Genomic DNA, 25,983 nt, shown 5'->3' with positions numbered 1-25,983 from the left:
AAATACAGGCTTTATACGCGAAAGCGATTGACCGTGCTTTGTAATTGAGCGGCGAGTTGACTAAGTTCAACGCAGGCTTGAGCTGCACTTGATGAACCTTGCGCGACTTGTTTCGCTGACTCATTAATCCGTTCAATGTTGCGGCTTAGTTCTTCACTGACGGAATCTTGCTCACCACAAGCGCTCGCAATTTGAATCGTCATATCGGCAATTTGCGCACTTTGGGTGCTGATTTGTTCAATCGCTTCTTGAGTCTGATGACTTTGATTGACACATTGGCCCATTAACTCGCTACTTTGTGCTGTTGCTTGGCGTGCTTTTGCTGCGCAACTTTGTAAGTTCTGGATAATAGCCACAATGTCACCCGTTGATTGCTGCGTTTTGCCTGCAAGGGCTCGCACTTCATCGGCAACCACGGCAAAGCCACGACCTTGTTCACCAGCTCGCGCGGCTTCAATTGCGGCATTGAGAGCAAGCAAATTGGTTTGGTCAGCAATATTGCTGATCACATCGACGACCATATTAATTTGTTGCGCTTGATCTTCGAGCTCCAGCACGCGTTGCTCGGCTTGCGAGATCTCTTGTGTTACCTGAATAATCGAGTTGGCCACCACATTCATTTGCTGTGCGCCAGTGATGGCTTGTTGGTTACTATTACGGGCAGAATCTGAAGCCACTTCGGTACTGCGTGCCACTTCTGCCACGGTGGATTTCATTTCTGTCATTGCGGTCGCAATTTGCATCACTTCTTCTTGCTGCTCGCGCATACCTTGCGAAGTTTGCTCCGATACCGCGCTGACTTCATCAACCGCTTGAGTTAATTGTGTTGCGCCGGCAACGATTTCTTCGACCATCACACGTAAATTATTTTGCATGGTGGTGCAAGCGTCAGCCAGTTCACCAAGCTCATCTTGACCAATTTGTTGGCGATCCATTTGATGGCCTAAGTTTCCATCGGCAATCGCGTTGGCTTGATTAACCACTTGTTGTAAAGGACGGCAGATTAAATTCGCCAGTAGCCAAGTCATAAAGACCATAAAGCCAAGCAGGGCAACAATGCTGGAAATAGAAAATTGACTAATAGTATCAATTAAATCTGTTAATTCAGTGCGGTTATCATCGACATAGGAAAGATTAAGTTTTAGTAACTCATCCACCGCCAGTTCTAGACGCTCAAACGTTGGATAGGCATTTTGTAAATCACGCTGAGCTTCAGTAATGTTATTACTCAAAATATCGTTATTAAAAGAACTTAATGCACGCAAATACTCTTGCCATAAATTTTTAACAGGCATAAAAATAGAGCGCTCATAATCGGTCCAAATACTGCTTTCATAGCGAGCTAAATCGGCATCAATAGTGCGATAGTGATCATCCATCCAGCGGATATCTTCGGCGATTTCGTGGCTATCATCAGAGGAAAGTAGACCAATTTGTGCTCGACGTACCGAGGACATATTGTACTTAATGGTATTGACCATCATCATTGATGGTAAAGTATCGTCGGTTAGGTTAAGTACATCGTGCTGAATCGTATTGAGAGAGCGGTAAAGATAAGCACCAAAAACAATATTGACGGCAGCAATAATACTAAACGCTAGCGCAATTTTTTTACGAATGGCTAAATTTTTTAAAAACGACATGGTAGTGGGTGACCTCGCGGTAAAAACTAATCGGTCACATCCGTATGATGATATACCCTGCTGCTGGAAGATAGCGGTATTGCATTCTTTTCACCACAAAGCTTCTCTTTGTGTATCAAGCATACATTTACTTGCTATATAGCGAGCCACTTCAAGTACTGTGGGTAAGTTATCCCTAGCAATAGTCAGTGTGTAAGAATTATCTGACTAATTAATTGGCGCGGATTCTAGCATCAAGTGAAGGATTAAGCCAAAAAAATATGATACCAATCACATTTAAATGTCTATCGAGGTCAAATGTTGAACGATTGATGGAGTGAATGGCTTTATTGCAGCCCAGCGAAACGATGGGCTGCAAAGGCAGGTTTAGTGATGATGCTCGTGCTCAGTGGTGCCTAACCAAGTAATAAACTGAGGGATAAAGCCTAATTGATGACGCTGTACAATCCGTGACTCAGTCACGCTGAGTTGCAGCACCGTTTGATCTGCCGGATTGGTAATGAATAACTGTTGATTTCTCGGATCGAAGGCCATTTGGATCCGTTGGCCTTCTGCTAATGTTGGTACATTGTCCCAGAGCGATAAACTGAATTGTTGAGCAAAATCATCCGCTGCATGATAAGCGATCAACCGTGCTTGTGGCGTAATGATGAATAAGTAATCCTCAGTGGTTAAATAGGCGAGGGTGCGTTGCGTTTGCTCGGTTTTCCAGTTGATTTCTTGAAAATGACCATTTTTCAAACTGAAGAATTGCTGGTTATTCGCCACTGCAAGCAGGGTATCACTGACTGGATAGCCGAATAACGTTCCAAAGCGAGTGCCGTTGTCAAACGTTGGGTTGTTGATGGTTTGTGACGTTATTATTTCCCCCTGTATATTGATGACAAGAACGTGATCTAAACACGCAAACGCTACGGCATTTGTCGTTTGCGCGCTGCCATGTAAAGCGGCGCAGTCTTGGGCGGGGAAATTATGAAATTGATGAAAATGATCATTATGCCTTTGCAAAGCGATCACCTTATCCGGCAAGCTAGTGGTGCTTTGATCTTTAATCCCAGTAAAAGCGAAATCCCTCAGTAACTGGGCAGTACCATGTTGGGCATGGTCAAAGGAATGGCTGGCAACGCTAGAGGCTTGGCCTATCGACTGCTCATCTAACACGCGAAACTGCGCGTTGGCACTACTTGTGCTATCACCATCAAAAAACAGTGCGACTTGATCTTGTGTGGCGTCATAGTGAGTTGGCTTTACTCCCTGATAGCGATCAGACAATAATCTCGGACTATGATTGTGCAAATGATAATGATCGCTATGTTGTTCGGCGACAATACCACTATCAATCACTTCGACTTGATCAAAATTTCGTTGCAGAGCTAGAGCGTATCGTCCCTTCGGACTGGTTTTCAGCCCTGAGGGTGTTTGTTGCAAAGTAAATTGGGTGCGCTGACGCCAAGCTTGGCTATCAAACAGGTGTAGTGTTTGGCTATTGTGTTCTGAAATCAGCAGCCGAGAAGTAATAATCGAGTGATGATGATCGGAGTCTTCGTTACTGGTGGCGTTATTTTCACCTTCTTGACAACCTAATAGCAATAATACGCTGAGTGACAGTGCAGCCAGCCTGGGGGCTTGACGATGAGATAGAGACAACATGGATTTTTCCTTAAGTACCATAGTAGCAGTTGATTGTTGATATGTTATAACATAACATTCGTTACCATCAATAGGTAATCAATAATCATTGTGTACATTTATAGGAGAAACTTGGTGAATAAATCAGTCGTAGCGGTGATTGGGTTTGGTGTAATGGGTTTTATTGGACAAAGCTTAGCATCACCACAAGTCGATATTGGTGTTGTTTTAGATGGTGCTTATCAGAGCGACAATCGCCATTGGGGAAGTCGTGACAAGGGATTTGGCCTTGGTCATTCTGAGCTGATGTTAAGCAGTAACATCGATCATAACTTTAAAGGTCAGTTGGTGGCGGTATTAGATAGCCATGGTTCTAAAACCGAGTTAGAGCTGGAAGAAGCATGGATAGAAACCATGAGTTTACCGTTTGGCTTAAAGCTTAAAGCAGGACGTCTGTTATCCAATGTCGGCTACTTAAACAGTAAGCACATGCATGAAGACGCCTTTGTTGAGCGTCCGGCAGTGTATCGCGCCTTACTTGGCGGCCATTATTTTGATGATGGTGTGCAAATGACTTGGTTATTACCAACCGATTTTTATCTGCAAGCCAGCGTCGAAGCGTTAGGTGGTAAGCCATTAGATGCTGGTTATGATAAGCCAGCGACGGTGGGGGTATATACGGCTAACCTCCAAGTGGGGGCTGATATTGGACTTGAACACAGTTGGCGCTGGGGAATCAGTTCACTGTATAACGGTAATGGCCGTCAGTTTTCAGGCGCACACGATCACAGCCATGATCATGACCATGATCACGATCATGCCGGTCATTCGCATGGGCCCTCATTAACAGGTCGTAATTTGTACGGTACGGATTTCACGTGGAAATGGGCACCGGAAGGTAATTATCGTCAACGTAATGTAAGAGCAACAACCGAGTTTTGGTATTTGGACAATCGCTTTGATACACAAATGGCGACAGCTCCAGGCGCGAAACAAAGTGCTAATGGTTGGTACGCAGAAGTGGCTTATCAATTTAATCCGACTTGGACAGTGAGTACCCGTTATGGAGAAATGCGCACCGTGAGTGGAGATGTCCATGCTCATGATGATCATTTCCATGGTGAATTCAGTCGTGATGATTTGAAAGAGTGAGATCTCGCATTAGATTGGCATGCTTCTCATTTTGGTCGGGTACGTGGACAAATTACCCGTGAAAATCACACTCAGGGCGATCAAACCCTCTTTAGCCTACAGTATGTCATGTCTTTTGGAGCGCACCATGCTCATGCGTTTTAAATTATTGAGTCTATTCGCTTGTGTCAGTATGCCAGCGATGGCGAGCTTAAATGTGTTTGTTTGTCAGCCCGATTGGGCTGACTTAGTCCATGCCCATGCACCACAGGCACAAGTTTTTTCAGCCACTACGGCATTGCAAGATCCTCATTATGTACAAGCTCGCCCTTCGCTTATTGCGCGTATGCGCAATGCCGATTTGGTGGTTTGCTCTGGAGCTGAGCTGGAAATTGGTTGGCTGCCTGAGCTGCAAAGGCAGAGCCGTAATCGTCAAATACAAAATGGTCAGCCTGGTTTGTTTTGGGTCAGTGATTATGTGCGTTTACTGGATGAACATGAGCACGTTGATCGCTCCATGGGCGATGTTCATGCGCATGGTAATCCCCACGTTCAGTTTGCGATTGGTGATATGATTGCTGTGTCACGAGCATTGAGTGATCGTCTGGCATTGCTAGCCCCCGATGATGCTCCGAAGTTTAAAGCCAATGGCGCACGCTTTCGCTGGCAATGGCATAAAAAAATGCAAGAGTGGCAAGAGCGAGCAGCCCCACTCAACGGGCGAGAAGTAGCAGGTTATCATACTACCTTTGCCTATTTATTTGATTGGTTAGGCATGGAGCAAGTGGCGGATTTAGAGCCTAAACCCGGTATCCCACCAACGGCGGGTCATTTAAATCGCTTGGCACAGCAAGATTGGTCGAGTTTATCTGGTATTGTCTATGCTTCTCACCAGCCTAAAGACGCGGCTTACTGGTTAGCATCGCGTACCAATGTGCCGGTAGTGGAACTGGCGCAAAGTGTTGGTGGACAGCCGAATACGGCCTCATTGATCGCATTGGTTGATGATTCTATTGAGCGCTTATTGAGCCTAGTTAAGGAGTAATAATGAGTGCTTACGGATGGATGTTAGCCCCATTGTTAATTGGCTTTATCTCTTTATGGATCAACTGGATTCTAGGTAGGCAGGTGCTAGAGCGAGGGGTGATATTTATTGACCTAGCGATGGCGCAAATGGCGGCGGTCGGTATGTTAGCGATGGAGCTATGGTGGCCGCAGTACAGCAGTTCCTTATGGTGGAAAATGTTAGCGGCTAGTGTTGTCACCTTTAGTATGGCTGGGTTGTTGTGCTTTTTTGAGGGGTGAATCAAAACCCACTTAGAAGCCTTCATTGGCCTGTTTTATGTGTTAGCCGCTTGTGCAGCAATGTTACTGGTTGCTCAGCAGCCGCATGGTAAAGAAAGTATAGAGAGTTTATTAAACGGTCGCTTATTGTGGGCTCAATGGCAAGACGTTATTCCCGTATTGGTTATTGCTCTCGCGATGTTAATCGTTGTGCGTTATCGCTTCGCTTGGCTACAAGGTAAAGCGTTTTATTTTCTATTCGCTTTTGCCATCCCGCCGCTCGTGATTAACTTAGGCGTATATCTAGAGTTTGCGTCACTTATCATACCGGCTTTAGCGGTATGCTATGTACCTTGGCAACGTAAAACCGCTGTCGGTTTAGCGATAGGCTATATAGCGATGATAGCTGGCTTTGCGGCTTCTCTTTATTGGGATTGGCCGATTGGTCCTGCGGTGGTATTTGCGATGATGTGGTGCGCGGTAGTGATGGTATTTGGTGCTCAAGCAAGAGCCTTGTGTCAACAAGATTCAGCTTTTAACCCATAACTCAAAAACGATAATTTAAAAATAAGGCGCAGTAATGCGCCTTATTTTTAAATCTGTTAATGAAATGCAGCAGTGACCCTGCCCCTAAGCCATCATTGGTACCAATACCATAGTGCCGATAATAACAGTAATAAGACCTGCCAACACCGGAACAGAAGTACGTTTAACCACCTCAAAGGGACTGATATGCGCCATACCCGCGGTGGCAACTACGACCCCTGATACTGGAGAAACGGTTCGGCCTAAATTTGAAGCTTGTAACATCGGAATAATTAAAAACGCTGGGTTAACGCCCATTTTCGCGGCTAACGCTGGGGCAAGTTCCACAAACGCATAAAACGGAGCGTTACCCGAGCCTGTGGCGATAGCTGCAGCCATGGTTAAAATGGTTAAAATTAGCATCAGTGCTAAACCACCAGCGCCAGCGGTTTCGGCTAATCCAAGTAGGTTGTCAATCGCACCAATCGACATCAGTCCTTGAGCAAAAACCCCTGCTGCAACCAATAGCATGACCACGCCTTTAAATGCTTCTGCCATACCTTCATAGCAAGATTCCAGATCTTCGAGGGTTTTCTTACCATCAAAGCGTTTGGTGATGAAATCAATCACCGCACCAGCAAAAATCGATACGACAACAATAGTGTAAATGTCCAAGGATAAGCCGGGGATAGTTTCACCATTAAATAGGAAAACACCAATAATCGGTAAGAATGGCAAAATCGCGTAATAGGCTGGCGCTTTCACTTCAATGGCAGAAACGTCTACGCGCTCCATTGGAGTATTGTCTCGCTTATCAAGGTATTTATTCCAGAAGAAGGTAGCGATTGCCATCACGATGATCGCGCTGATAGAAACAGGAAGAACGGTTTCCACGGCAAAGACATGCAAAGCCAACCCAGATTTTTCCGCCGCGATCACCACATCACCAGAAGTCGGCGATAAAATAATGGCGGCTGGAGAAGCGCACACCGCTACTGCAGCAGGGCGAGAAATACCCATCGCCGTCATCATGGGGAAGAGGGTTGCCATCAGTAGCACACCCAGCCCTGTTGCAGAGCTTACCGCAAGGGACATTAAGCAAGCGACAATGTAAGCCGCAACCAGTAAGACATAGGGTGAGCGGATAATCGAAAGTGGCTTAGAAAACTGTTTAACCACCACGTTATTTGCCCCGATATGGGTCATATAAGCGGCAAAACCGCACAGTAACATGATTTGCATACCTAAACCGCCGCCACGGTTTTGCAGGGTAAATTTCACATATTCCATTGAATCGGTAATCAAGTTACCGGTTGGTGTGATTGATGCGGGTAAAATCGCGTAGCCTAATATCCCAGTCATTAATAACAAGGCTATTCCGGCGGTTAGCAATACCCCAGCAGGTTTATAACCCTTAACAATAAAATAACCAACCGCAATGGTGACGATTGCGCCAATCAGCAGCTCAAGCATAGTCTTCTCCAGTAAAATGGGCTTCACCCATGTAACAAATTATGGCTTTTTGTAACTGGAGAATTTACTGAAAACTTGGCAATAGCACGAGCTTAACTTGCTACTAGTATGATCTAAAACAAATGAAAATATTAATAGGATAAAAAGTGTCTAACTATTTTATTACATTGATTTTTATTGGTTGTTGGAGTGTTAAATTGATAGTTGTTGGTGATGGATCCGACATATATTTCTCGTTGTAATCCATATAACAATAAGAAAGATCTTCACCGCATGAAGATGCAATCATTATCTTCATGCGGCTACTAATAGCATCAGTCAAAGGGGATAACGAATCACTTAATAAGCATACTGCTTCGTTAACTGATACCAACGCTGCTTTTGCTCTTGTAAGCGAATTTTCACTTGTTGATAGCGAGTTTTAAGTAGTGACCGCTCGTAATTTTGAATCGCTGAATTAGCTTTACTTTCTAAAAGCTGTTTTTTCAAATCGTAATAATCGTGAAGAACTTCAACAAAGCTATCAAACTCTTGTTGGAGGTGGATAAAAATTCGTTGATGCTGGTGACAAAGCTTTGCTTGAGCGTATTTCAAGCGCATTTCAGCTCGTGCTTTTTCTATTTTTATTGCTGGTGCAACGCGTAATTTTTTCGCTAAACCTAACCATGAGCAGGCTTTAATTAACCATTTGGTCGGATCATAATGCCACCATTGAATACCATTTCGATAATCATTTTCAAAAATATGGTGATAATTATGGTAACCCTCACCAAAGGTAAAGAAAGCCAAAATTCCGTTATCACGTGCGGTATTTTTATCGGTATAGGGCTGTTTGCCCCAAATATGGGCCAGTGAATTGATAAAAAAAGTGGTGTGATGATTGAGCACTAATCTGACCGCGCCGATAACCAGTAACATACCGATGATATCTTGATACCACCAACCGAGCAGTAACGGTACACCTATATTCATCGTGACTGCCAGTGGTAGATAGTATTTGTGTTGCCACATAACAATTTTATCTTTCTGGAGATCGCGACAATTGGTGTAGTCAGCGTAGGTAGCCTGATTATAGTGGCGCAGCATCCAGCCGATGTGCGAATACCAAAAGCCCCGTTTGGCAGAATAGGGGTCTTTATCGTTTTGATCGACAAACTTGTGGTGAACTCGATGATCCGATGACCAGTGTAGAGCGCTATTTTGTAAGGCAAATGCACCGCCTAACGCACACAGTAAGCGCACTAACCAATGAGCTTCGAAAGCTTTATGTGACCACAGACGATGGTAGCCGACGGTAATGGATAGGTTACAAAATGAAAAGCAAGCGAGTAACCAGAAAAGATGTTCCCAGCCATAACCAAATTGCCAGCCATACCAAGGAGCTACGAGAGCAGCGAGTGCGAAGCTGAATGAAAAAATAATCACATTAAGCCAGATTAACGGCGGTTTAGTATCCATAATAATGCCTTTTAGCGTACAACTGTGCACCAGAATATCAGCGTACACTTGTAAGTCAAAAGGGTTTTGCTACAAAGTGTGATCCGAACAACACCGACGGACTCAATCGCTGATTAACCATTCACTTGCTGTCTTACCGTATTTCAAGTAGCGTAAATGACCATTGCTGATCTCTTGGAGGGATAAATGACACTCAACTTAAGCCAATATGATGGGCTGATTTTTGATATGGATGGTACTTTGATCGATACGATGCCAGCGCATCTTCAAGCTTGGCAAGCAACTGCGGACCACTTTAATTTTCCGTTTTATGGTCAGTGGCTTCACAGTATGGGAGGAATGCCGAGTTTTAAGATTGTCAGTGAGATCAATCGACGGTTCGACTTAGATCTGGATGCTCAGCAGGTCGCTGACCATAAAATGCATACCTTTGCACAATTGGCCGATAAGGGAGGTTTAATTGCTGCGACCTATGACATTTTTTGTGCTCAGCTAGGTAAAAAGAAAATCGCGATAGGCACAGGCAGTCAGAGAGGATCAGCGGAAAACTTATTAGCTCAGGTTAAGGTGCTCGATAAACTTGATGCTTTAGTCACGGCAACGGATGTGGAACATCATAAACCTCATCCTGAAACATTTTTACGTGCTTGCCAACTGCTTGAGTTAACACCTAAACAGTGCGTGGTATTTGAAGATACTGAACTTGGTATGCAAGCGGCGCATGCCGGCGGGATGGATTGTGTATTAGTGACCGCTGCGGGATTAGTTTTCCATCCAGTTAATCGAGTATTAACGGTAACCGCTTAAGATGGGAAAGGGTAATCAGTCTGTTAGATACAGCTAGATGAGAGTCATTATGATGAGTTTTATTCATAATGACTCTTGTTATCGGTGATGCCTGACTAAGCCGTATTATTGGATTTCAATCAGTTCAACATCAAAAATCAACGTTGCTGCAGGAGGAATGGGACCCGCCCCATTTTTGCCGTAAGCCAAATGACTAGGAATAAAAAAGCGCATTTTTTGTCCTTCCACCATTAACTGTACACCTTCTTGCCAGCCTTTGATGACTTGATTTAAGCCAAACACAATTGGCTCATTGCGTTGCATGGAGCTATCAAAGACGCTGCCATCAAGAAAACGGCCTTCATAATGCACTTTTACTCGGCTGGTTGGGCTAGGACGAGTTTCGCCAGTACCCGCATTTAAGAGTTGGTACTGTAGGCCACTTTCAGTTTCAATGACGTCATGTTGTTGGCGGTTTTCTTGTAAAAAGCGTTCTCCTACCGCATGATTTTGTTCAGCTATCTTACTGTTATTCCAGCTTCGATAGATAAAAAACACGGCTAATAACATAACGAGAACAATCAATATTTTATTCATGATACAGATACTTTATTACGGTTGTTTAAGTAGATAAGTCAGCGTTTCTGCCATATTGGCTAGGTCACTATGACTACTAGTCAGTAGCAGGTATTTACCGTTGACGATGAAAGTTGGGACCGCATTGATTTGCGCCTGTGCTGACATCTGTTCGACATCAGCGAGCATTGTCATTAGCTGTTGTTGCTGCATTTCATTAAAATCATAAGGGCTAATGATATGTCGGCTATGAAAGACATGATCAATGGCGGCCTTACGCTCTGCTGGCGTAGTGCCTTCAGGCATTTGTACGGCAGCAAATAGGTCATCCATCATATCGTGATCAGGGATGCCATCCAACTGCATCACTGCACTGTAATAAATCATCGCACCTAATTGAGCACCTTGATTAAAAGTAACATGCAGTTTGCCGAAACGTTGTCCAGTGAGTTGCTCAAGCTCAGGTATAAAGGTTTCCATGGTTCGGCAGTGAGTACAAGTGAGTGCAAACACTTCGGTGATCGGCGCAAGAGAAGGGGAGCTCAGTGGTTTAGATAATTTCTGGTAATGAACACCTTGTTTCGGGCCTGTTGACTCGCTACAACCGAGAATTAACACTACGCTAATGATCAGTCCACAAAAGCGAATAAGATTTTTTTTCATAATCAACCAAATTAAAATCATAAAGAGGGTTCAGTCTAACCAGTTCTGTTTGTGAGGCAAACAGCAGAAGAGCAAATTGTTAGCAATACATCATAAAGTTTTGCGCTGGCGGCCGATAACCAAGGTGATACTAAAAAATGGGAACCTAACGGATGAAAGTCTTCATATTATCGCTGCTACTGTTTTTATCGGGGTGTGGCTCTCTGGCCACCGATAAAATGTTCAAAAGTAATTTATTAGACACAGCACCGAAAAATGATGCTGAGGTCCGTTATCCCGATTGGCGTTTGGCTCCTGCTTCACTTATGGCCGCAAAAACCGAGTCTATGCCTGCTACGCATCAACCGATGAAAACCCTCTCCGATAGTAGTTTAGAAAGTTTCTTATCCGCCAATGGCTTAGATTATGAACTTATCCCTGGCGATCATACGATGGTCAAACTCAAACGTGCAGTGCAGTTTCAAACCGGATCGGCGGTAGTGCCAAGTGCATCAGTACAATGGCTCGCTCAACTGGGACGCTATTTGGCTAATACACCACAGATTGACATTGTCATTGAAGGGCATACCGATAATACCGGTACCGAGCGATTTAACGATGGCTTGTCGATGCGTCGAGCTGACACAGTGAAGAATATTTTGTTAGAACAACAAGTATCACTAGCCGCAATTTATACCCGCGGTTATGGTGAGCATACACCTGCTTGTACCAATCAAACGTCTCAAGGCCGCGCTTGTAATCGTCGTGTTGAATTGTTGATGATTATGGATAGTCAGTAAGTAATGAGCGATGTGGTTAAATGTGACTGACTGAATAGTTTTTACGGCTCATTTAAGCGTAGATTGATAGTTTTCACGCTTGTGCAACTAAAATGAGACAATACTTTGAAACATTTCTCTATTTTGTGTATACAGTCGCCACAAAACCAATCATAGGTTACGAAATTATGTCAGGCCGTCAGTTTTCCTCAACAAAAGAAGTTCCCGTTAGCCAACACGATCAACTGGTTTCAACCACCGATTTAAAAGGTGTGATCACCTATTGTAATGAAACCTTTTGTCGCATTGCCGGATTTACCGAACAAGAGCTATTAGGGCAAAATCACAATATTGTACGCCATGATGATATGCCTAAAGCCGCATTTGCTGATATGTGGAAGCGTCTCAAACAGGGCCATGCTTGGCGTGGAATAGTCAAAAATAAAACCAAAGATAATGGCTACTACTGGGTGGATGCGTATGTAACGCCTATTTATGAAAACGGAAAAATATCCGGCTATCAATCAGTGCGAGTCAAGCCTGAACGCCGTTGGGTTGATATTGCCAACAAAGCCTATCAAGGGCTGCGTCAAGCTGAACGCTCTGGCCGGAAATTTTCACTGACAATAGCGGATTCCGTTCGTTATGCGATATTACTTGGTTCATTGAGTGCACCGATTGCCGCCTCTTTGTGGGGAGATCAGAGCAGTCAGCTTTTGGCAAGTGTGCTCCCAGTTATCTCTCTAGGATTATTTTTCCGCCAAGAGCTGATTGATACACCGCGTCAGCTCGCTCAGCTGCGCCAACAATACGACAGCATTAGTCGATTGATTTATTCAGGTAATCATCAGTTTTCCATTGCTGATTATCATTTAAAAATGGCATCGGCTCGGATTCGAACGGTATTAGGTCGGATGATGGATTCGGCGAAACCACTACAAGTTATGGCCAATACCTTACATAAAACCAGTACCGAAGTAGCACAAGCATTAACTCAGCAGGAAAAAGATATTCGTCGAGTAATGCAGGCTACCGATGAGGTTGAAGCGGCTGCGAATGCCGTTTCTGACAATACTCAAGTTTCCTATGCATTGATTGATCAAGCTCGCGTAGAGTGCACTCAGAGCAAACAGAGCATTGATCTGACCCAGAAAAATTTATTGCAACTCAACGAGCAAGCAGAAAGAGCGACTCAAACCACTTATGCTTTGAGCGATCAAGCTCAGCGAGTGAGTCAATTGATGGGAGAAATCGGCGGAATTGCTGATCAAACCAATCTGTTAGCGTTGAATGCGGCGATTGAAGCAGCGCGAGCGGGTGAGCAAGGACGTGGATTTGCGGTCGTTGCTGATGAAGTCCGTGCCTTATCGGGACGAACGCAAAAAGCCACCGAGCAGATCCAATCGAGTATTAATGCGATGTTGCAAGCGATTGATGGATGGCAAAAAGAAATTCATCAAAGTCAGCAGCAAACTCAGGCTTGTGGCGAGGTGGCTGAGCAAAGTGCTTCTCGTTTACAACAAGTTGAAAGCTTATTACTAGAAATGCACGATACGGTAGCTGACATGGCGAAAGCAGCACAATCACAACGTGATATCACTCATCAGGTTAATCAACATATTCACTCGATTGCCTCTGCCGCCACTCAAAACCTTGCTGCAACCCATAAAGTTGAAGAATATAGCATTGAAATGAACCACAAAGTGGATGACTTTCATCAACTTGCGAAACGGTTTGAAGAGAAATAAACCATGTATCAAAGTAGAAAACCAAGTATGACGTTACTGTCTAAGCGCATGATAGTCGGCAGCAGTTTACTTATTTCGTTGTTGTCAGCAACGAGCGTCTTCGCGCATGAAAAGAACCCATGCCATATTATTTATGATGCGGGCAGTAGCGGTACGCGAATGTATGTCTATGAACAGCGTTCAGACCAATGGAAGGTTCATCAAGGACCTAAGATGGAAGCTTTAGCTGATCCTATTCGCCAGAATAGAGGGAAAACAGCGCAGGATATTCCATTAGTGATCACTCAGTTGGCTGATACATTACAACAGATAAAGACAGAAGGACCGCGCAATAAGAAGGGCAAGCCAGCATGGCGAGCCTTTAACTGGCAAACGGCCTGTGAACTGCAGTCGGTGATGGTGTATGCCACAGCAGGTATGCGTATTGCTGAGCAAAATGATCCACAACAAAGTCAACAAATGTGGCAAGCGCTGAATCAAGCGTTACGCCAGCAATTACCAGATTCGGTTGAAGTGGTAACAAAAACTCTTTCTGGCTATGAAGAGGGATTATACGCTTGGTTAGCGGTACATGATGAAGTGCAAAATACGCAATTTGGTATTGTAGAAATGGGCGGAGCTTCCAGCCAGATTACTTTCCCATGCCCCGATTGCGAACCTAATGATGCATTACGTCGTGTCAAAGTTGGAAATCAAGAGTTACCCATATACAGCTACTCATTTTTAGGCTTGGGGCAAGATGAGGCGGCGAAAGTACTGGGGGTTGCTGAAAGTTGCCAACATGGTATAGGCAGTCGTCAAAAAAACTGGCAGTTATCAGCGTGTCAAGAGACGCTGAAATTGACCCAGTCAGGTGGTATTTTAGATCCTTATAACTATCAGTATCAGCAACAAGCACAGTATCGACAAATCCCAACCGAACAAGGTGGGCAAACCGAATGGTATTTAACGGGCGCGTTTAAGCATCGTCAAACGAATGATGAGCAGCAGTGTTGTATCAATAACGGTGCTTGCCATAAAGCAGAAACGTCGTGTTTTCGTGTCGCTTATTTACCCAAATACCTGCAAGCATTAGGCGTACCCAATGATGCACCAGTCAAAAAAGACGCCGATTGGCCACTCGGAGCAGCAATCTGTCGCAGTAATGATTGTTTAGCCAATTCTGAGCCTCCGGTATGTCGATGGAATAAAACGGGCTGTTTATAATTCATCTTTAAATAACAAAATCCCGCCAGGGCGGGATTTTGTTTATCAGCTTTCGGTTAACGATTAAGCCAATAGTTCTTTAGCCGTTTTCACCACATTTTCAGTCGTAAAACCAAACATCTTGAACAACTGATCCGCTGGTGCCGATTCACCAAAGGTGGTCATACCAATGATCTTGCCGCCAAAACCAACGTACTTGTACCAGAAATCCGCAATGCCTGCTTCAATGGCAATACGCTTAGTCACGTCGGCAGGTAATACCGCTTCACGGTAAGCCGCATCTTGCTTATCAAAGGCATCGGTTGATGGCATTGAAACCACGCGGACTTGCTTACCTTGTGCTTCCAGTTCAGCCGCCGCATTCACCGCTAGCTCCACTTCAGAACCCGTTGCAATCAAGATGAGCTCAGGTTTACCAGTGCAATCTTTAAGGATATAACCACCTTTAGCAATATCAGCCACTTGCGCTGCGGTGCGAGGCTGCTGAGCGAGGTTTTGACGTGAGAAGATCAGCGCTGATGGCGCATCTTTACGTTCAATCGCCAGTTTCCATGCTACTGCAGATTCCACTTGGTCACAGGGACGCCATGTGCTCATATTCGGAGTTAAACGCAGTGAAGCGATTTGCTCAACCGGTTGGTGAGTTGGGCCATCTTCACCCAAACCAATCGAGTCATGAGTGTAAACCTGAATGTTTTGTACTTTCATCAGCGCTGCCATACGCAGGGCGTTACGAGCGTATTCCATAAACATTAAGAAGGTCGCGCCGTAAGGGACAAAACCACCGTGCAATGCGATACCATTCATGATGGCGGTCATACCGAATTCACGCACACCGTAATGAATATAGTTGCCAGAGAAATCTTCAGCGGTGAGTGATTTTGAGCCAGACCACATGGTCAGGTTTGATGGCGCTAGGTCAGCAGAGCCACCCATAAATTCTGGTAATAATTTACCGAACGCTTCAAGGGCATTTTGCGATGCTTTACGTGACGCAATGTTGGCTGGGTTAGCTTGTAACTCAGCAATGATAGCAGTGGCTTTCTCTTCCCATTCTGCAGGAAGGTCACCATTAACGCGGCGTTTGAATTCCGCCGCTTCTGCTGGGTACTCAGCAGCGTAAGCGGCAAATTTTTCATCCCAAGCTGCTTCTTTAGCTTGGCCTGCTTCTTTTGCATCCCACGCAGCGTAAATATCAGCCGGAATTTCAAATGGACCGTGCTCCCAACCAAGGAATTCACGCGCCGCTTTGATTTCATCATGGCCTAGTGGTGCGCCGTGGCAATCATGAGAGCCAGATTTGTTTGGTGAACCAAAACCAATGATGGTTTTAGTACAGATGAGTGTTGGACGTGGGTCAGCTTTGGCCGCTTCAATCGCCGCGTTAATCGCGTCTGCATCGTGGCCGTCAACCGCTGGGATCACATGCCAGCCGTACGCTTCAAAGCGTTTTGGTGTATCGTCTGAGAACCAGCCTTCAACATGGCCGTCAATCGAAATACCGTTGTCATCCCAAAAGGCAATCAGTTTACCAAGGCCTAGAGTGCCCGCCAGCGAACACGCTTCATGGGAGATACCTTCCATCAAACAGCCGTCGCCCATAAAGACATAAGTAAAGTGGTCAACGATGTCATGTCCTGGCTTGTTAAATTGAGCCGCCAGTGCTTTTTCTGCCATCGCCATGCCTACCGCATTGGTGATACCTTGGCCTAGTGGACCAGTAGTGGTCTCAATACCGGGTGCATAGCCGTATTCTGGATGGCCTGGAGTTTTGGAATGCAGTTGACGGAAGTTTTTCAAGTCGTCAATCGACAGTTCATAACCAGTTAGATGCAACAGTGAGTAAATTAGCATTGAGCCATGGCCGTTAGACAGCACGAAGCGGTCGCGGTCAGCCCATTGTGGATTTTGTGGGTTGTGATTTAGGTGTGAGCGCCAAAGTACTTCAGCGATATCCGCCATCCCCATTGGTGCACCTGGGTGACCAGAATTGGCTTGTTGAACTCCATCCATGCTTAATGCACGAATTGCGTTAGCGAGTTGTTTACGTTCCATAATAATTACCGACAAATAGTAGATTTAGAAATGAAAGGGGAACGTCAATCGTTCCCCAAATTTTAATTCTTGAGCGAATTACAGTTTCGCTGCAATCATGACTTCCAGTTTACCTTGGTCAACGGCGAAGTTACGGATACCTTCAGCCAGTTTTTCAACTGCCATTGGGTCTTGGTTATGTTCCCAGAGGAATTCTGCGTGAGTCATTGGTGCAGGGCGAGCTTTGGTGCCTTTTGAATCGACTAATTTTTCAACGACTTCGCCTTCTGCTGCTTCAAGCTCAGCCAGTAGTGACGGTGCAATGGTTAAACGGTCGCAACCAGCAAGCTCTAAAATTTCACCAATATTACGGAAGCTTGCACCCATCACGACGGTGTTGTAGCCGTGCTCTTTGTAATAGTTGTAGATGGTTGTTACTGATACGACGCCTGGATCTTCTTGCGGTGCAAAATCACGACCTTCTTTTGCCTTATACCAGTCCATGATTCGACCAACAAATGGTGAGATGAGGAAGACACCAGCTTCAGCACATGCACGAGCTTGCGCGAAAGAGAACAACAGCGTGAGGTTACAGTTGATGCCTTCTTTCTCAAGAATTTCCGCTGCGCGGATACCTTCCCACGTTGAAGCGAGTTTGATCAGGATACGATCGTTACTGATCCCAGCATCGTTATACATTTTGATCAGTTGGCGAGCTTTGGCGACACTGCCTTCGGTGTCGTAAGAGAGACGAGCATCGACTTCAGTTGAGATACGTCCAGGAATCGTTTTCAGGATCTCTTTACCAATGTTCACTGCCAACATATCGCAGGTATCTTGGATTTGTTTTGCTTTGTCTGAACTTTGTGATTTTGCGTATTCGATAGCAGCATCAATCAGCGGCGCGTATTCTGCGATTTGGGCAGCTTTTAGGATCAGCGAAGGGTTGGTGGTAGCGTCTTCAGGTTGGTATTTTTTAATGGCATCGATTTCACCAGTATCCGCAACCACAGTAGTCAGTTTACGAAGTTGCTCTAATTTGTTGCTCATATCGTTCATCCTATTTCTTTTGGCCAAGCCAATGTATGGCAGAAAAGCTAACGCAATTATGATCAGCGACCGAACTTATGCTTTGAACATTTGCTCGTTCGTTGAGTAAATGATGTGACCATCTTTATCTTATCCAGTTAGAAAGTCAATCATAGTTAGTGGCTTATGGTGATGTGAATCAACAATTTTATGTTATTTATTTCGCAGGTAGAAAAAGAAACGTTTGCCTAATCTAAGCTAGTCACGACAAGGGTTGATTGAGAGAAACTTGTTATGCTGAGAAAATGTCATTGTCATGAACAAATGTTGCAAATGAAGGCGGACTTCACTTATCCTAGCACGATGAGCATATGCTCAATGTTCGTTTTTTTGCGCGCCTGCTCCTTACTGTTTGAAGCGTTAATTGTCAGCGTGCTCATGTTTTTTGTTATCCACCTATTCGCTGCGGCTCTCAATTTCAATGGGTTTGCAGAATAAAGAGATCATCATGACGACTTTGCATCAAGATATATCTGTCGAAAGTACCGACTTACTCACGGAAGTTTCTGTCGCTTATTATCAAGATGGAGCGACCCAAGAAGAGATATCTAAAAAATTTGCTATCTCACGAGCGAAAGTTGGACGTATGCTCAAGCAGGCGCGTGATGAAGGTATTGTCGAAATCACCGTTAAATACCACCCTGTTTTTAGTGCGAAAATTGAGCAGCGATTGATTGAACGTTTTGGTATAAAACGTGCTCTAGTAGCCTTGGATCAACCGAATGAAGAGCAACAAAGGCAACAAGTTGCGGGCTTAGTTTCAAATTATCTATCCGGCACGTTAAAAAATGGCATGGTTGTGACTATTGGACAAGGTCGAAATGTCTCGGCAGTTGCCCATCATATCGGCGTCATTACGCCACGAGATTGTAAGTTTGTATGCAGTATTGGTGGTATTCATCCTCGTGGGGGGATGTTTAATGCCGATCATATTTGTCGCCAAATGGCGAAAAAATACGGCGGCACATCGGAAACGCTATACGCTCCGGCTTATGCGGAAAATCGCGCGCAAAAATTGGCTTTTATGCAAAATGCAACGGTTAAGCAAACCTTAGATTTAGCTCGTAAAGCCGATATTGCCTTAGTAGGGATTGGCGATATGAGTGAAAACAGTTATATGGTTGACCTCGGTTGGTTTACACCTGACGAAGTCGTTCAGTCTCGCTTACAGCAAGGTGTTGTTGGTGATTTTGCTGGTTACGATTTCTTTAATATCTATGGGCAAATCGCCAATACCGTGATGAGTGATCGGGTAATTGGATTGGGGATTGACGAGTTTCGGCCCATATCTGAAGTGATTGCCATTGCGGCCGAAAACAGTAAGCCGCTTGCGCTGCTGGGAGCATTACGCACCGGAGCGATAGATGTTATTGCCACTAGCGTCAGTAATGCTCTGACGGTATTAAACCTCGATGAACAGATGCGCAACGTACAGTAGATGATTAACGCAGTGCCATCCGTCAATAGCAATCACGCGATCAGGATGGCTCGATAGGTAGCTCATCGCGTTGTCCCCACTCTGTCCATGAACCGTCGTAAATGGCGAGGTTTTGATAACCACAAAGATAAGCGGCGAGAAGAACAATACACGCCGTCACGCCTGATCCGCAGCTAAACAGATACTCATCAGCAGCCGAGAGGTTATCGGCGAGAATAGAACTTAATTCGTCGATTGGTTTTAGCTCGCCACCATTCACCAAGTGAGTAAAGGGCAGATTGCATGAACGCGGGATATGACCACTTCGTATGCCTGGGCGAGGTTCAGGAATCTGAGCCAGAAAACGTTCTGCTGAGCGTGCATCGATGGTAAGGCTGGCCGGATCGTTGAGTTTGCTCAATACGTAGTTAGCATCAACAAAGTAACGTGGATCAAGCTCACCAGTAAAATCACCATTCTGTACGGTCGTTAAGTACGCTTGAGTCAAAGGATAGCCTTCCTTTTTCCATGCCGGTAATCCACCATTGAGAACATAGACTTGCTGATGACCGAAAGCACGGAACATCCACCAAGCGCGAGGAGAAGCAAACGTCCCACTGTTGTCGTAGACGACAATCACTGAATCTTGGTTGATGCCCAATTGTTGTGCGAGATGGTTAAAACGCGCTTGGGCAGGCATCATGTGTGGCAACGCACTATCAATGTCACAAAACTCATGGTCGTAATCAAATCGACGTGAGCCGGGGATTTTGTTTTGCCAATCTTTTTCACCTTCGCTCGGAATCTGAAATTCAATGCTGCAATCCAAAATGACTAACTGAGGTAAGCTTAAATGTTCATAGAGCCAAGTTGGAGTAATCAGTGGGGACATGCGGCTTATTCCTTATAATAAGAGGGAGTAGTGATCATGCGGCGCAATAAAAATACCGCGTTTTTCACGTCGTTATCCTTCAGGTGTGGCAAATTGGGCAACTGGCCTGTTTAGGTAAAGTCATCTCACGCCAGGTCATTGATAAGGCATCCAAGATTAAAAGCTTACCCAGTTTGGTGTGTCCATAATCGGCGATGATTTTGATTGTTTCCATGGCTTGGACCGCGCCAATAATACCGACGACAGGTGCCATTACTCCCGCTTCAACGCAAGTGAGTACGTGGTGGCCAAAAAGAGCGCTCAAGCATTGGTAGCAAGGTTCATCAGGATGCTGATATCGAAATACACAGACTTGGCCTTCCATACGAATCGCCGCGCCAGATATTAACGGCGTTTTCGTTGCAAAGCAGAGTCGATTCAATTGATTACGCGCCTCGACATTATCCGAAGCATCGACCACTACAGTATGTTGTTCGATTAAGCGTTTTAACGGCGCGTCAGTCAAACGTTGATCCACCGTATTGACGGTTAGATAAGGATTGAGTTGGCGCAATGATTCTGCAGCCGAATCGACTTTTTTACGCCCGACATCGGTATCACTATGTAACACTTGGCGCTGTAAATTCGATAGTTCAACGCAGTCATCATCAATTAAGGTTATTGTACCGACACCTGCTGTTGCAAGATATTGACTGGACGCGCATCCTAAACCACCAGCACCTAAAATTAATACAGAGCTTTGTTTAAGCGCCTCTTGTCCTTCAAAATCAAACTGGTTAAGGATGATTTGCCGATTATAACGCAGCATCTCTTGGTCAGATAAAATATCCATGGTGTTCCTTAAGATAAACAGGCATTAAACAACTGAATATTCACGATTTCACCAGCTTCTACTCGCCCGCGGTCCTGCTCTAATACCACAAAACAATTGGCAAGGCTCATTGAACGAAAAGCGCCAGAACTCTGATTACCAGTGCTCTCTACGACAAACTGCCCATTTTCAAGGTGATAAATACCACGCTGATAATCGGTGCGACCTGGCGATTTTTTGAAGGGACTTTTAGTTCGAGCAGGAATAGACTGAGGCGCTTGCCATTCGCTGTGTCCTGCCAGTTTGGCCAGCATAGGCTGCACCAGAACATACAAGGTCAGCATCGCCGATACAGGGTTTCCCGGTAAACCACAAAACCAAGCGTTTTCCAATCGACCAAAAGCAAAAGGTTTACCTGGTTTTATCGCGAGCTTCCAAAAACCAATTTCGCCAAGTTCGGCAAGAATATCTTTGGTGTAATCAGCTTCGCCGACACTGACGCCACCAGATGTGACGACGACATCCGCAAGCTGTTGCGCTTGATGAAAAGTCGCTTTTAATGTCTCTGGGCAATCAGGGATGATCCCCAGATCGATAGCCTCACAGCCAAAATTTTCAAGCAACGGTTTGATACCATAGCGATTGCTATCGTAAATCTGCCCTTCAGAGAGCGCCTCACCGAGTGGTTTTAGTTCATCTCCGGTAGAGAAAAAGGCGACTTTAGGTTTACGTAATACGCTCACATGACCAATACCTAAAGTCGCGATCATTGGGATATCACGAACGGTTAAACGTGCACCTTTGCGCAAGACCAGATCATTGTGTCCGATATCATCGCCCATCGGACGAATGTTGGTATTTGGTTGAACATGGGTCACAGCAAATCGAATACCTTGCTCAGTGACTTGCGCTTGCTCTTGCATGATCACCGCATCGCAACCGATTGGAATTTGTGCGCCAGTCATAATTCTAATGCAGGTCATCGGTGGCCACTCCCCAGCATATGGCTGACCAGCAAACGACTTTCCTACGACCGGCAAGGGCTGATTATGGACGATATCAGCGCGTCTGACGGCATAGCCATCCATCGCTGAGTTATCAAAAGGAGGTACAGGGATCGGAGAGAGAATATCTTCGGCTAAGACAAATCCCAGAGCTTCAGCAAGCGGTAGTTGCTGTGTTTGATTCACTGGGATAATACGAGAAAGCATGGAATGCAGCGCATCTTCAATCGGCATTAAGCCCGGCGCATCACAACAGCCCATATTGGTGATCCTATGGTGGTTATTTTTGTTGGTACTTTAACACAGAAAGGGCGTGACAATAATGTCCGTCCATAAAATAGGGATGTAATTATTCAAAAATCCGAGTATTCTTGTCTGCCATTCGAGAGGGGTAATGAAGAGGTAGGGGAAATGTCAATTTTGAGCGAATCCGCCCAGTTAGTGAAGGCAGCGTTAGAGAGCCGCGGTCAGGAAACGCCAATGCAACCCAATGCAATTAGCCGTGAAGAGAAAAAAGCGCAAATTGAATTTCATATGCGTGAAGTCTTAACTCTTCTGGGTTTAGATTTAGCAGATGACAGTCTACAAGAGACACCACATCGCATTGCCAAAATGTATGTTGATGAGATTTTCTCTGGGCTTGATTATAAAAACTTCCCAAAAATCACCGTCATTGAAAATAAAATGAAAGTCAGTGAAATGGTACGCGTTAAAGATATTACCGTGACCAGTACCTGTGAGCATCATTTAGTGACCATCGATGGTAAAGCTGCGGTGGCTTATATTCCACGTGGTAAAATCATCGGCTTATCAAAAATTAATCGCATTGTACGTTTTTTTGCTCAGCGCCCTCAGGTGCAAGAGCGTTTAACGCAACAGATTCTAGTTGCGTTGCAGACCTTACTTGAGTCGGACGATGTCGCGGTAACGATTGACGCTACTCACTATTGTGTAAAGTCTCGAGGTGTTATGGATGCGACAAGCGTAACCACCACGACGGCTTTAGGGGGGATTTTTAAATCTAACCCAGCCACCCGCGCCGAGTTTTTGCACGGATTACGTTAAGACTAAATATTTGTTTGCTTTATTAATGAAGAAAAAGTAATGAAGAAAAAAGCCCTAGCATTAAATCCGTTAGGGCTTTTTTCTTCAATAAGTCACCACCATGGTTAACTTAGAATGGGTTAATTTAGAGCGGTTAACTCAAACCAGTGATGTTGCCATCATCATCGAGATCAATCGCCATAAAACTGGGTTTTGCTGGAAGTCCGGGCATGGTAAGCACGTTGTCACATAGGGCATAAATGAATTCTGCACCAGCACATGGTTTTAACTCTCTAATGGTGAGAGTAAAGGCTTTAGGTACACCCTTAATAGCGGGATCTCCGGTGAGAGACATCGGGTTTTTAGCCAAACAAACGGAGAAATGCTGATAAGGTAGTGTTTCTAATTCGGCCAGTTGTTGCTTAGCCAGTGCACTGAGCTCGATGGTCGTTGCGCCATAACTTTTCGCAACCGCAGTGAGCTTATTGAGCAGTGAATCTTGCGCTTGATAAAGAGGTTTAAAATGTGTGGCTTTTTGGCATTGAGCGATGACTTGCTGGGCAAGGTCTAGTGCGCCATACCCTCCTTGAGAAAAGGCATCTGAAACGGCGACTTTGACATCATTAGGTAGACGTTTAATCAAACTAAGTAGTTGCTGAAGCTCTTCTTCGCTATCTTGTGGAAAACGATTGATGGCCACCACGGCTCGAATACCATAGCGATTCACATTATCAATATGCCATTGTAAGTTGGTGAAGCCGGCGGTCAGTGCCGCGTCGTCGGGCTGAAAAAGTAACTGACTGTCTATTTGCTTTAGATCAAATAGCCCTGAATTGGCTTTAATTCCACGTAAAGTTGCGACGATAACCGCACAATCTGGGGCTCTATTAGCTACATTGGCTTTAATATTACACGCTTTTTCAAAGCCCATATCAGAGCCAAAACCAGCCTCTGTCACGGTGTAATCTGCTAGTTTACTGGCAATCTCATCAGCAATAATCGATGAGTTACCATGGGCAATGTTGGCAAAAGGACCCGCGTGAATGAGGGTTGGAACGCCCTCCAAGGTTTGCATTAACGTTGGCATTATCGCGTCTTTCATACAAACCGCCATGGCTCCCGCGACCTTGAGATCTTCGGTGGTGATCGCTTGTCCATCGAGGTCATAAGCGAGAATAATCTGACCAAGTCGGCGACGTAAATCGGCTAAGTTTTTTGCCAAAGCTAAAACCGCCATCAATTCAGAAGCGGCTGAAATATCAAAACCGTCTTCTCGTTCAATGCCGTTCGCTGTTTGGCCTTCAGGATTACGGCCGACAGTGATGTAACGCAGAGCGCGATCGTTATGATCGACCACTCGTTTCCAAACAATACGTTTAGGATCGATTCGCAGTGCAGGTAACCCTGTCTGTATGGAGAAATTTTGGTAACCGAGACGAGTTTCGTGGTATAGGCGGGCATCAATCGCTGCTGCGGCTAAGTTATGCGCCGAAGTGACGGCATGAATATCACCGGTAAGATGTAAGTTGAGCTCTTCCATCGGTGCAACTTGTGAATAGCCACCACCTGCTGCTCCGCCTTTGACACCAAAAACTGGTCCCATGGAGGGTTGACGGATACAAGCGATAACGGATTGGTTTAAGTGCGCAAGGCCTTGCGCTAAGCCTATCGTGCTCACCGTTTTACCTTCGCCAAGTGGCGTAGGAGTAATGGCCGTAACTAAGATCAATTTCCCTGAAGAAACATTTTTAAGGCGTTGTAAGCAGTGTAAGGAAACTTTGGCTTTATAAGTGCCTTGGCCGTGAAATTCATCAGCCAATAAGCCCGCTTTTTTAGCGATGCGCTCAATATGTTGTAGGGGAGTTGTACGGCAAATCTCACTATCTGACAGCATAAAACCCTCGTAGTAAGGCTAAATAGGGTGAAGAACACCATTTTGCTGCGATAGTAACGTGTAAAAAATGCTTGTAAAGGAGATTGATAGTAAAAAGAGACATCTCAGCCTTCCGTTACATGCTGACGGATTAATGATCTCAGCAGACAAATTGGAAGTATTATGGCTCAGTAGAGTGATAGATTATAGATACGGTGAGAAGAGTTATTTATTGGTACGAAAAGCATCTTTTTTGCAAGATAGTTTGTACCATTGACGTTGTCTGGTCGATCTTCTAGACATAGATTTCCGAATAAAGTGTGACTGCAATAAGCGAAGAATGAACGAGAGTGCAGGGGAGTGAAGTAAAACGCAGTGCTAAGCACTGCGTTTTGAAATTTGGCTTATAAAGGCGTGACTTCAGTCGCTTGTGGGCCTTTTTTGCCTTCTTCAACATTAAAGCTTACTTTTTGACCTTCAGCTAATGTTTTGAAGCCCTCAGAGACAATAGAGTTGAAGTGAACAAACACATCTTTACCGCCGTTGTCTTGAGAAATGAAACCGAAACCTTTAGTTTCGTTGAACCATTTTACTGTACCTGTCATTTTACCAGACATAGTTACCTCTAAATATCTTAAATTTAATAGAATGAATTTTGGCTGATAACGCAAGCTATTGAATGATCTATCTAGGTGAAGTTGACACAGGTTTAACGAAAGGTTTCGCGACTTGTATAAAACAAAACTTATACTGAATTTACATTAACAACTCTTCTGTAAGAGCCAACTTTAACTATACACACAGAATCCTAAATAGCGAGAATTATTTTTAATATTGGCTCGTTATTACAGAGCTTGTGTATAGATAACAAAGAGTTATAGTTTACGTTTAACGCCTGATATCTTATGGAATAATTCTTATGTAATGAATTTAAAGAAT

The 25,983-nt window shown here is 44.7% G+C and carries 23 protein-coding genes; 10 read left to right on the top strand and 13 right to left on the bottom strand.

Annotated features, from left to right (window positions below):
* Positions 1-11: 11 nt before the first annotated feature.
* Together AACS00_RS10675 and AACS00_RS10670 are read right to left on the bottom strand one after the other, a co-directional pair.
* Complete coding sequence (locus tag AACS00_RS10675) at positions 12-1,643, bottom strand: methyl-accepting chemotaxis protein (RefSeq protein ID WP_110167387.1); 1,632 nt, start codon at positions 1,641-1,643, stop codon at positions 12-14.
* A 366-nt stretch (positions 1,644-2,009) separates the two neighbouring features.
* Positions 2,010-3,293 carry a hypothetical protein gene (locus tag AACS00_RS10670; protein ID WP_110167386.1) on the bottom strand — a complete coding sequence of 428 codons (1,284 nt, stop codon included), beginning with the start codon at positions 3,291-3,293 and terminating at the stop codon, positions 2,010-2,012.
* A 114-nt stretch (positions 3,294-3,407) separates the two neighbouring features.
* Here AACS00_RS10670 and AACS00_RS10665 point away from each other — a divergent pair, with 114 nt between their 5' ends.
* From AACS00_RS10665 to AACS00_RS10650, 4 genes are all read left to right on the top strand, one after another.
* Positions 3,408-4,424 carry a TonB-dependent receptor gene (locus AACS00_RS10665; protein ID WP_258306857.1) on the top strand — a complete coding sequence of 339 codons (1,017 nt, stop codon included), beginning with the start codon at positions 3,408-3,410 and terminating at the stop codon, positions 4,422-4,424.
* 127 nt (positions 4,425-4,551) lie between these two features.
* Positions 4,552-5,448, top strand: a complete 897-nt coding sequence (locus AACS00_RS10660) for a metal ABC transporter solute-binding protein, Zn/Mn family (protein ID WP_110167385.1) — start codon at positions 4,552-4,554, stop codon at positions 5,446-5,448.
* Between the two features lie 2 nt (positions 5,449-5,450).
* Positions 5,451-5,708 carry a hypothetical protein gene (locus AACS00_RS10655; RefSeq protein ID WP_110167384.1) on the top strand — a complete coding sequence of 86 codons (258 nt, stop codon included), beginning with the start codon at positions 5,451-5,453 and terminating at the stop codon, positions 5,706-5,708.
* A gap of 60 nt (positions 5,709-5,768) precedes the next feature.
* Positions 5,769-6,233, top strand: coding sequence for a hypothetical protein (locus AACS00_RS10650; protein ID WP_110167383.1), 465 nt, complete (start codon positions 5,769-5,771; stop codon positions 6,231-6,233).
* Between the two features lie 84 nt (positions 6,234-6,317).
* Here AACS00_RS10650 and dcuC read toward each other — a convergent pair whose 3' ends face one another.
* A complete protein-coding gene (gene dcuC, locus AACS00_RS10645) occupies positions 6,318-7,685 on the bottom strand; it encodes an anaerobic C4-dicarboxylate transporter DcuC (RefSeq protein ID WP_146205774.1) in 1,368 nt (455 codons plus the stop codon).
* A gap of 339 nt (positions 7,686-8,024) precedes the next feature.
* Positions 8,025-9,143, bottom strand: coding sequence for an acyl-CoA desaturase (locus tag AACS00_RS10640; RefSeq protein ID WP_110167382.1), 1,119 nt, complete (start codon positions 9,141-9,143; stop codon positions 8,025-8,027).
* Positions 9,144-9,329: 186 nt separating this feature from the next.
* Here AACS00_RS10640 and AACS00_RS10635 point away from each other — a divergent pair, with 186 nt between their 5' ends.
* Positions 9,330-9,950: a beta-phosphoglucomutase family hydrolase gene (locus AACS00_RS10635; RefSeq protein WP_110167381.1), complete on the top strand. Its 621-nt coding sequence runs from the start codon at positions 9,330-9,332 to the stop codon at positions 9,948-9,950.
* A gap of 105 nt (positions 9,951-10,055) precedes the next feature.
* On the opposite strand, the gene AACS00_RS10630 is transcribed toward AACS00_RS10635, so the two are convergent.
* Both AACS00_RS10630 and AACS00_RS10625 read right to left on the bottom strand, forming a co-directional pair.
* Positions 10,056-10,526: an FKBP-type peptidyl-prolyl cis-trans isomerase gene (locus tag AACS00_RS10630; RefSeq protein WP_110167380.1), complete on the bottom strand. Its 471-nt coding sequence runs from the start codon at positions 10,524-10,526 to the stop codon at positions 10,056-10,058.
* 15 nt (positions 10,527-10,541) lie between these two features.
* A complete protein-coding gene (locus tag AACS00_RS10625; protein ID WP_110167509.1) occupies positions 10,542-11,168 on the bottom strand; it encodes a thiol:disulfide interchange protein DsbA/DsbL in 627 nt (208 codons plus the stop codon).
* Between the two features lie 152 nt (positions 11,169-11,320).
* On the opposite strand from AACS00_RS10625, the gene AACS00_RS10620 reads away from it, so the two are divergent.
* The 3 genes from AACS00_RS10620 (at position 11,321) to AACS00_RS10610 (ending at position 14,880) form a co-directional block, all read left to right on the top strand.
* On the top strand, positions 11,321-11,947 hold the full coding sequence (locus tag AACS00_RS10620; RefSeq protein ID WP_004396643.1) for an OmpA family protein: 627 nt from the start codon (positions 11,321-11,323) through the stop codon (positions 11,945-11,947).
* Positions 11,948-12,114: 167 nt separating this feature from the next.
* Entirely contained in the window at positions 12,115-13,674 is a 1,560-nt protein-coding gene (locus AACS00_RS10615; protein ID WP_110167379.1) for a methyl-accepting chemotaxis protein, read from the top strand.
* Between the two features lie 3 nt (positions 13,675-13,677).
* Positions 13,678-14,880: a nucleoside phosphatase gene (locus tag AACS00_RS10610; protein ID WP_110167378.1), complete on the top strand. Its 1,203-nt coding sequence runs from the start codon at positions 13,678-13,680 to the stop codon at positions 14,878-14,880.
* A gap of 63 nt (positions 14,881-14,943) precedes the next feature.
* On the opposite strand, the gene tkt is transcribed toward AACS00_RS10610, so the two are convergent.
* Positions 14,944-16,935, bottom strand: coding sequence for a transketolase (gene tkt / locus AACS00_RS10605; protein ID WP_110167377.1), 1,992 nt, complete (start codon positions 16,933-16,935; stop codon positions 14,944-14,946).
* Positions 16,936-17,013: 78 nt separating this feature from the next.
* Positions 17,014-17,964, bottom strand: coding sequence for a transaldolase (gene tal, locus AACS00_RS10600; RefSeq protein ID WP_110167508.1), 951 nt, complete (start codon positions 17,962-17,964; stop codon positions 17,014-17,016).
* A 487-nt stretch (positions 17,965-18,451) separates the two neighbouring features.
* Between tal and AACS00_RS10595 the strand changes: the two genes are divergently transcribed.
* Entirely contained in the window at positions 18,452-19,441 is a 990-nt protein-coding gene (locus tag AACS00_RS10595) for a sugar-binding transcriptional regulator (RefSeq protein WP_072670663.1), read from the top strand.
* Positions 19,442-19,481: 40 nt separating this feature from the next.
* Here the strand turns inward: AACS00_RS10595 and AACS00_RS10590 are convergent, their stop codons facing one another.
* The 3 genes from AACS00_RS10590 to moeA form a co-directional block, all read right to left on the bottom strand.
* Positions 19,482-20,312, bottom strand: coding sequence for a sulfurtransferase (locus AACS00_RS10590; RefSeq protein ID WP_110167376.1), 831 nt, complete (start codon positions 20,310-20,312; stop codon positions 19,482-19,484).
* Between the two features lie 79 nt (positions 20,313-20,391).
* Complete coding sequence (gene moeB, locus AACS00_RS10585; RefSeq protein WP_072670661.1) at positions 20,392-21,144, bottom strand: molybdopterin-synthase adenylyltransferase MoeB; 753 nt, start codon at positions 21,142-21,144, stop codon at positions 20,392-20,394.
* A gap of 8 nt (positions 21,145-21,152) precedes the next feature.
* Positions 21,153-22,388, bottom strand: a complete 1,236-nt coding sequence (gene moeA / locus AACS00_RS10580; protein ID WP_110167375.1) for a molybdopterin molybdotransferase MoeA — start codon at positions 22,386-22,388, stop codon at positions 21,153-21,155.
* 150 nt (positions 22,389-22,538) lie between these two features.
* Between moeA and folE the strand changes: the two genes are divergently transcribed.
* Entirely contained in the window at positions 22,539-23,192 is a 654-nt protein-coding gene (folE, locus tag AACS00_RS10575) for a GTP cyclohydrolase I FolE (protein ID WP_004396634.1), read from the top strand.
* A gap of 133 nt (positions 23,193-23,325) precedes the next feature.
* Here the strand turns inward: folE and AACS00_RS10570 are convergent, their stop codons facing one another.
* Both AACS00_RS10570 and cspE read right to left on the bottom strand, forming a co-directional pair.
* Positions 23,326-25,065 carry a formate--tetrahydrofolate ligase gene (locus AACS00_RS10570; RefSeq protein ID WP_110167374.1) on the bottom strand — a complete coding sequence of 580 codons (1,740 nt, stop codon included), beginning with the start codon at positions 25,063-25,065 and terminating at the stop codon, positions 23,326-23,328.
* A 383-nt stretch (positions 25,066-25,448) separates the two neighbouring features.
* The gene (cspE, locus tag AACS00_RS10565) at positions 25,449-25,661 is read right to left on the bottom strand and encodes a transcription antiterminator/RNA stability regulator CspE (RefSeq protein ID WP_072670658.1); all 213 of its coding nucleotides are present in this window, start codon (positions 25,659-25,661) and stop codon (positions 25,449-25,451) included.
* Positions 25,662-25,983: the final 322 nt, after the last annotated feature.

This window comes from Vibrio sp. 11986-1-5, assembly GCF_963878025.1.
GTDB classification, from domain to species: Bacteria; Pseudomonadota; Gammaproteobacteria; order Enterobacterales; family Vibrionaceae; genus Vibrio; species Vibrio injensis.
Note: the sequence above shows the minus strand (reverse complement) of the source record. Positions and strands in the feature narration are given on the sequence as shown.